The organism is Sphaerotilus sp. (assembly GCF_041083715.1).
Lineage (GTDB): Bacteria > Pseudomonadota > Gammaproteobacteria > Burkholderiales > Burkholderiaceae_C > Sphaerotilus.
The window spans coordinates 1-7,034 of the sequence record NZ_JBFPGY010000282.1 but is presented as its reverse complement, the minus strand read 5'-3'; the positions used below and the strand labels follow the sequence as shown (position 1 = coordinate 7,034).

The following is a 7,034-nucleotide window of genomic DNA, read 5'->3' as shown; positions in this document are numbered from 1 at the left end:
CGGTGCAGCACAACGCGCCCGGACGCTTCGATCAGCATCTGCGCCCGCTCGACATCGGCGACCCGGTGGATCGGCGCAGGCACCGGCGGATAGATCAGCACCTCCTGCGCGCCCGGCAGGCCCTGGGCCTGCAGCGCGGCCGCGTCGAGAAAGGCCAGCGCGGCTTCGGGCGTGCGTGCGTCGGCCCGCAGCAGCGCCTGGAATGAAAACGGTGGCATGCCCGCCGACTCCCGCTCGGCGAGCTGGGACGCGGCGAATGCCGCGTAGTCGTGCTGGCGCAACGCCGCATAGAGCGTGTGTTCGGGATGCCAGGTCTGGATCCAGACCTCGCTGCGCCCGGCCAGCGCGGCATCCCGCCCCGCCCGCCCGCCCGCCTGCATCAGCAAGGAAAACAGCCGCTCCGGCGCCCTGAAATCGCTGGAGAACAAGGCCGCATCCGCCTGCACTGCTGCCACCAGCGTCATGCGCCGGAAATCGTGGCCCTTGGCGACCATCTGCGTGCCGACCAGCACGTCAACCTCGCCCGCATGCACGCTGGCCAGCTGCTGCTCCAGGCTGCCCTTGCCGCGGGTGCTGTCGGCATCGATGCGGCCGATGCGGGCGCCGGGCAGCAACTCGGCCATCTGTTCTTCCAACCGTTCGGTACCGCGGCCCATGGGTTGGATGTCCGGATCGCCGCAGTCCGGACACGCCCGCGGAACGCGCTCGGTGATGCCGCAGTGGTGGCAGCGCAGCGTGCGGTCGAGCTTGTGGAAGACGCGCCAGGCGCTGCAGTGCGGGCAGGCGCTTTTCCAGCCGCAGCTCGTGCAGTGCAGCACGGGTGCATACCCACGGCGGTTGAGCAGCACCAGGCTCTGCTCGCCGCGGTCGAGCCGCTCGCGCAGCGCGTCCAGCAGCGGCGGCGCCAGCGGGTGCGCGCGCAGGGCCTGCTTGCCGAACTGCGCAGCGATGCGGGCCAGATCCACCACGCGCACGGCGGGCAAGGCACCGCCGCCAATGCGGCTCGGCATCGCCAGCCGGCGGTAGCGGCCACCGCCTGCGTCGGCCGGGCCGGCGTTGTACCAGCTCTCCAGCGACGGTGTGGCCGAGCCCAGCAGCACCGGCACCTGCTCGTGGCGCCCGCGCCAGACCGCCAGATCGCGGGCCGAATAACGGGCCCCCTCCTGCTGCTTGTAGGACGGGTCGTGTTCCTCGTCGACCACGATCAGCCCGAGCCTTGGCATGGACGCGAACACCGCCATGCGCGTGCCCAGCACCAGATCAGCCCGGCCGACATGCGCCGACAGCCAGTGCTGCAGGCGCTGCGCCGGGGTCAGGCCGCTGTGCAGCGAGACGATGCAGCGGTCGGGGAAGCGCTCGGCGAAGCGGGCTTCGAGCTGCGGCGTCAGGTTGATCTCGGGCACCAGCACCAGCGCCTGCCGTCCGGCGGCGAGCACCCGCTGGGCCTCGCGCAGATAGACCTCGGTCTTGCCGCTGCCGGTGGCACCGAACAGCAGGCTGGGCTGCGGCGACCCATCGGCCAGCGTGTCGAGCACCGTCTGCTGTTCCGGCGACAACGCGGGTCGCTCGGGCACGACCGCCTGCGCCGCCACCTGGGTCGCCGCGGCCATCGCCTTGTCCAGGCGCTTGAGCCGGCGGGCCAGCTGCACGGCATCCAGGTCACGCAGATCGGGAGGCAAGGCGCTCAGGCCCACCTCACCGGGACTGCGCTGGTAGTAGGACGCCGCGAACGCCACCAGCTGCAGCCAGCCGGCCGTGAACGGCGGCAGCGCGGTCAGCGCATGCGCCACGCTGCGCAGGACCGGAGCGTCTGCCTCCTGGCCGCAGCCATCCGGCGCTTCTGCCATCCCCCAGACGATGCCGCAGACCTCGCGCTTGCCCAGCGGCACCCGCACCAGCGTGCCGGCTGGCCACGGCTCGGGCGCCAGGTAGTCCAGCACCGCGTCCAACCGGCTGTGTCGGGGCAGATCCACCAGCACGCGCAGCCGGTGTGCGGCGAGCGGCGCAAGGATGTCCACCGAAGCTGTGGATAACGTTGTGGGCAAGCTGGTCAGAGCACTGTCAAGTGCCTGTCACACAAGGAGATTTCCTAGATTGCCTCAAAAACAGGCAGTCCAGGATTTCACGCCGCACGGGCCGCCGCCGCTGCACGGATCGCACGGGAATGGCGATGCACCGCCTCCACCAGCACCGTGACCGCTTCGGGCGGCGTGTACTGGCTGATGCCATGGCCGAGGTTGAAGATGTGGCCGGGGTGCGCGCCGAAGCGGTCGAGCACGCGGCAGGCTTCGGCGTCGATCTGCGCCGGACTGGCGAACAAGACGTTCGGGTCCAGATTGCCCTGCAGCGCGACCTTGTGGCCGACACGCGCGCGCGCCTTGCCCAGGTCCATCGTCCAGTCCAGGCCGATGCCGTCGGTGTCCAGATCGGCGATCTCATCCAGCCAGATGCCGCCGCCCTTGGTGAAGACGATGCGCGGGATCTGCACGCCATCGTGCTCGCGCTTCAGCTGGGCCAGCACACGGCGGGTGTAGGCCAGGCTGAATGCCTGGAAGGCGCCGTCGGCCAGCACGCCACCCCAGCTGTCGAACACCATGACCGCCTGCGCGCCGGCCTCGATCTGGGCATTCAGGTAGGCCGCCACCGAGTCGGCATTGATCGCCAGAATGCGGTGCATCAGGTCCGGGCGGCTGTACATCAGCGACTTGACGCGCCGGTAGTCGTCGCTGCCGCCGCCTTCGACCATGTAGCAGGCCAGCGTCCACGGGCTGCCCGAGAAGCCGATCAGCGGCACGCGGCCGTTCAGCGCCTGGCGGATCGAGGTCACGGCGTCGAAGACGTAGCGCAGTTTGTCCATGTCCGGCACGGCGAGTTCGGCGACGGCTGCCTCGTCGCGCACGACCTTGGCGAACTTCGGCCCCTCCCCCACCGCGAAGCTCAGGCCCAGGCCCATCGCGTCCGGCACGGTGAGGATGTCCGAGAACAGGATCGCAGCGTCGAGCGGATAGCGTTCGAGCGGCTGCAGCGTGACCTCGGTGGCGTAGTCCACATTGGTCGCCAGGCCCATGAAGCTGCCGGCCTTGGCGCGCGTGGCGCAGTACTCGGGCAGGTAACGACCGGCCTGGCGCATCAGCCAGACGGGGGTGTGGTCGGTGGGCTGACGGCGCAGGGCACGCAGGAAGGTGTCGTTTTGAAGTGGGGCAAACATGGGGCGATTGTAGGAGGCCGCACTGCATACCCCACGCGCACCTGCACGGTGTTTGAGGTAACCTTCCACCGTGTCGATCCGTGACTTTCGACACGCCCTGATCATTCAATGGAGGATTCGACATGTTGGGACGACTGCGCGCATGGTGCTGGATGGTGGTGGGCGCGCTGGCGCTGGGATCGCTGACCGGCTGCGGCTACAACGACTTCCAGCGGTTGGACGAAGACGTGAAGGGCGGCTGGTCCGAGGTGCTCAACCAGTACCAGCGCCGCGCCGATCTGGTGCCCAACCTCGTCGCCACCGTCAAGGGCGAAGCCAATTTCGAGCAGGAAACGCTCACCAAGGTGATCGAGGCCCGTGCCAAGGCCACCAGCATCCAGGCCACGCCGGAGCTGATCAACAACCCCGAGGCGTTCAAGAAGTTCCAGGCCGCCCAGGGTGAACTCAGTGGTGCGCTGAGCCGGCTGCTGGTCGTCACCGAGAACTACCCCAATCTGAAGGCCAACCAGGGCTTCCAGGACCTGCGCGTGCAGCTCGAAGGCACCGAGAACCGCATCACCGTGGCGCGCAACCGCTACATCAAGATGGTGCAGCAGTACAACGTGCTGGCCCGCAGCTTCCCGACCAATCTGACGGCGATGGTCTTCCACTACGAGGTCAAGCCGAATCTGGCCGTGGCCAACGAGGCGCAGATCAGCCAGCCGCCAGCCGTGAGCTTCGACAAGCCCGCGGCCAAGTGACCCGACACCACCGGTACCGCGCACCATGACCATCCTCCTGCGGGGTTTGCTGACACTGGGCCTCTGGCTGCTGGTGGTCTTCGGCAGCGCGGCCCAGGACATCCTGCCCGTGCCACCGCTGAATGGCCGGGTGATCGACCAGACCGGCACACTGCAGCCCGACCAGCACCAGGCACTGGCGACCCAGCTGGAGACGCTGGAACGCGAGGCCGGTGCGCAGGTGGTCGTACTGCTCGTGCGCAGCACGCAGCCCGAAGACATCGCCGCCTATGCCCAGCGCGTGGGTGACGCCTGGAAGATCGGCCGGCGCACCGTCGGCGACGGGCTGCTGATCGTCGTCGCCACGCAGGACCGCAAGGTGCGCATCGAGGTGGCCAAGACGCTCGAAGGCGCCATTCCGGACCTGATGGCCAAGCGCGTCATCAACGAACAGATCACGCCAGCCTTCCGCCAGGGCGATTACGCGGGCGGGCTGTCGGCGGCAGTGCGTGTGCTGGGTGGGCTGATCAAGGGCGAGGGCCTGCCGGCACCACCGGCCGCCAACCAGGGCACCACCACCCAGGACAGCCCGGACCCGATGGGGTGGATCTTGCTGACCGTGGTCATGCTGCCGATGTTCGCGCGCGTCCTCGTCGGAATCTTCGGCCGCAGGCTCGGCCCGTTGCTGGCCGGCGCTGGAGCTGGCGGCCTCGCATGGCTGATGACGGCCAGTCTGGCCGTGGCAGGTCTGGCCGCCGTCATCGGCTTGGTCGTTGCGCTGGTGATGGCGGTGATGGGTTTCCTCTCGCCAAGCATCAGCCGCGGCCGCTCCCTGCCAATCCCCGGTGGCTGGGGCGGCGGTGGCGGATGGGGCCACGGCGGCGGCTCCTCGGGCGGCGGCGGATTCTCGTCCGGCGGTGGTGGTGATTTTGGCGGCGGCGGTGCGTCCGGCGGCTGGTGAGCGGATCCATGAACAAGACACGACATGTCCACTGACCGATTTCACCGTGCCTGGCGCCAGTGGCTGCGCCACCTGTGGTCCGACCGCTCGGACATCGCCCGCGTGCTGAACACCGAGGCCCTCGCTCGCCTGGAAGCACAGATCACCGCGAGCGAGCACCACCACTCCGGCGAGATCCGGCTGTGCGTCGAGGCTGCACTGCCGTGGCGTTATCTGCACAAAGGTGCGAGTCCGCGCGAACGGGCACTGTCGATGTTCGGCAAGCTGCGCGTCTGGGACACGGAGCACAACAACGGCGTGCTGGTCTATCTGCTGCTGGCCGACCGCGCCGTGGAACTCGTGGCCGACCGCGGACTGCACCGACACATCGACCCGGACCAGTGGCAGGCGCTGATCCGGTCGATGGAGCCGCTGTTGCGCGAAGGCCGGCATGAAGCCGCGCTGCAGCAAACCATTGCCGCACTGGACGAGGCGCTGCGCCACTGGTTTCCCGTTCGCGGCGACCAGCGCAATCCCAACGAACTGCCGAACCAGGCCGACCTGCGCTGACGCAGACACAAAGACCACGCCCGCCTCAGGCATGAACCTGGGCGGGCGTGGTGGTGCGCGTCGGCAGCGGAGCTGCTTACTTGCGGCGGAACTTCTGGATCGCAGCGATCTGGGCAGCCATGGCGGCGAACTCGCCCTGGGCACGGGCCAGATCGATGTCGCTCTTGGCGTTCTTCATCGCTTCCTCGGCCAGACGCTTGGCTTCGACCGCCTTGGCCTCGTCCAGGTCGCGGCCACGGATGGCGGTGTCGGCCAGCACGGTCACGCGGTCCGGCTGCACTTCGAGAATGCCGCCAGCCACGAACACGAACTCTTCCTCGCCAGTGTCGGCACGCTCGATGCGCACGGCACCGGGGCGGATGCGGGTGATCAGCGGCGTATGGCGGGGCAGGATGCCCAGCTCGCCGTTCTCGCCCGGCAGCGCGACGAACTTGGCTTCACCCGAGAAGATCGAATGTTCTGCCGAGACGACGTCAACGTGGATCGTTGCCATGTTCTTCCTTCGTAGGGGGTTGAAGAGGAGTCAGCAAACCAGGGGCAGCACACCATGCGGCACGCAGCCCACCGGAGTTCACTGCATCTTCTTCGCCTTTTCGAAGGCTTCGTCGATGGTGCCGACCATGTAGAACGCCTGCTCTGGCAGGTGGTCACATTCGCCAGCCACGATCATCTTGAAACCACGGATGGTTTCCTTCAGCGGCACATACTTGCCCGGCGAGCCGGTGAACACTTCAGCGACGTGGAACGGCTGCGACAGGAAACGCTGGATCTTCCGTGCACGGGACACGGCCAGCTTGTCTTCCGGCGCGAGTTCGTCCATGCCCAGGATGGCGATGATGTCGCGCAGTTCCTTGTAGCGCTGCAGAACCTGCTGCACCGCACGGGTCGTGTTGTAGTGCTCTTCGCCGACGACGTTCGGGTCGACCTGGCGGCTGTTGGAATCCAGCGGATCCACGGCCGGGTAGATACCAAGCGAAGCGATGTCACGCGACAGCACCACGGTGGCATCCAGGTGGGCGAAGGTCGTGGCAGGCGACGGGTCGGTCAAGTCATCCGCAGGGACGTAGACGGCCTGGATCGAGGTGATCGAGCCGACCTTGGTCGACGTGATCCGCTCTTGCAGACGGCCCATTTCCTCGGCCAGCGTCGGCTGGTAGCCCACGGCGGACGGCATCCGGCCCAGCAGCGCGGACACTTCGGTGCCGGCCAGCGTGTAGCGGTAGATGTTGTCCACGAAGAACAGCACGTCACGGCCTTCGTCGCGGAACGACTCGGCGATGGTCAGGCCGGTCAGGGCCACGCGCAGACGGTTGCCCGGCGGCTCGTTCATCTGGCCGTAGACCATGGCGACCTTGGACTTGCCCAGATCCTCCAGGTTCACGACGCCGGAATCGGCCATTTCGTGATAGAAGTCGTTGCCTTCACGGGTCCGCTCGCCCACACCAGCGAACACCGACAGACCGCTGTGGGCCTTGGCGATGTTGTTGATGAGTTCCATCATGTTCACGGTCTTGCCCACACCGGCGCCACCGAACAGACCCACCTTGCCGCCCTTGGCGAACGGGCAGATCAGGTCGATCACCTTGATGCCGGTTTC

Annotated in this window: 7 protein-coding genes; 3 read left to right on the top strand and 4 right to left on the bottom strand. The window is 67.7% G+C overall.

Annotated features, from left to right (window positions below; genetic code table 11):
• Together priA and hemE are read right to left on the bottom strand one after the other, a co-directional pair.
• Window positions 1-2,018: replication restart helicase PriA (priA, locus tag AB3X43_RS12865; protein WP_369430251.1), on the bottom strand; the 2,018-nt coding region annotated here is incomplete at its 3' end.
• 104 nt (window positions 2,019-2,122) lie between these two features.
• On the bottom strand, window positions 2,123-3,208 hold the full coding sequence (hemE, locus tag AB3X43_RS12860; RefSeq protein WP_369430250.1) for a uroporphyrinogen decarboxylase: 1,086 nt from the start codon (window positions 3,206-3,208) through the stop codon (window positions 2,123-2,125).
• A gap of 122 nt (window positions 3,209-3,330) precedes the next feature.
• On the opposite strand from hemE, the gene AB3X43_RS12855 reads away from it, so the two are divergent.
• Genes AB3X43_RS12855 through AB3X43_RS12845 form a run of 3 tightly spaced genes read left to right on the top strand, consistent with a single transcriptional unit; the run spans window position 3,331 to window position 5,437 of the window.
• The gene (locus AB3X43_RS12855) at window positions 3,331-3,948 is read left to right on the top strand and encodes a LemA family protein (protein WP_369430249.1); all 618 of its coding nucleotides are present in this window, start codon (window positions 3,331-3,333) and stop codon (window positions 3,946-3,948) included.
• 25 nt (window positions 3,949-3,973) lie between these two features.
• Window positions 3,974-4,888 (top strand): TPM domain-containing protein, encoded by a 915-nt coding sequence (locus tag AB3X43_RS12850; protein WP_369430248.1) that lies wholly within the window; start codon window positions 3,974-3,976, stop codon window positions 4,886-4,888.
• Window positions 4,889-4,912: 24 nt separating this feature from the next.
• Window positions 4,913-5,437: a TPM domain-containing protein gene (locus tag AB3X43_RS12845; RefSeq protein WP_369430247.1), complete on the top strand. Its 525-nt coding sequence runs from the start codon at window positions 4,913-4,915 to the stop codon at window positions 5,435-5,437.
• 76 nt (window positions 5,438-5,513) lie between these two features.
• Here AB3X43_RS12845 and AB3X43_RS12840 read toward each other — a convergent pair whose 3' ends face one another.
• Together AB3X43_RS12840 and atpD are read right to left on the bottom strand one after the other, a co-directional pair.
• Window positions 5,514-5,930, bottom strand: coding sequence for a F0F1 ATP synthase subunit epsilon (locus tag AB3X43_RS12840; protein ID WP_369430246.1), 417 nt, complete (start codon window positions 5,928-5,930; stop codon window positions 5,514-5,516).
• A 78-nt stretch (window positions 5,931-6,008) separates the two neighbouring features.
• The coding region (gene atpD, locus AB3X43_RS12835; protein WP_369430244.1) for a F0F1 ATP synthase subunit beta at window positions 6,009-7,034 on the bottom strand (1,026 nt) is incomplete at its 5' end.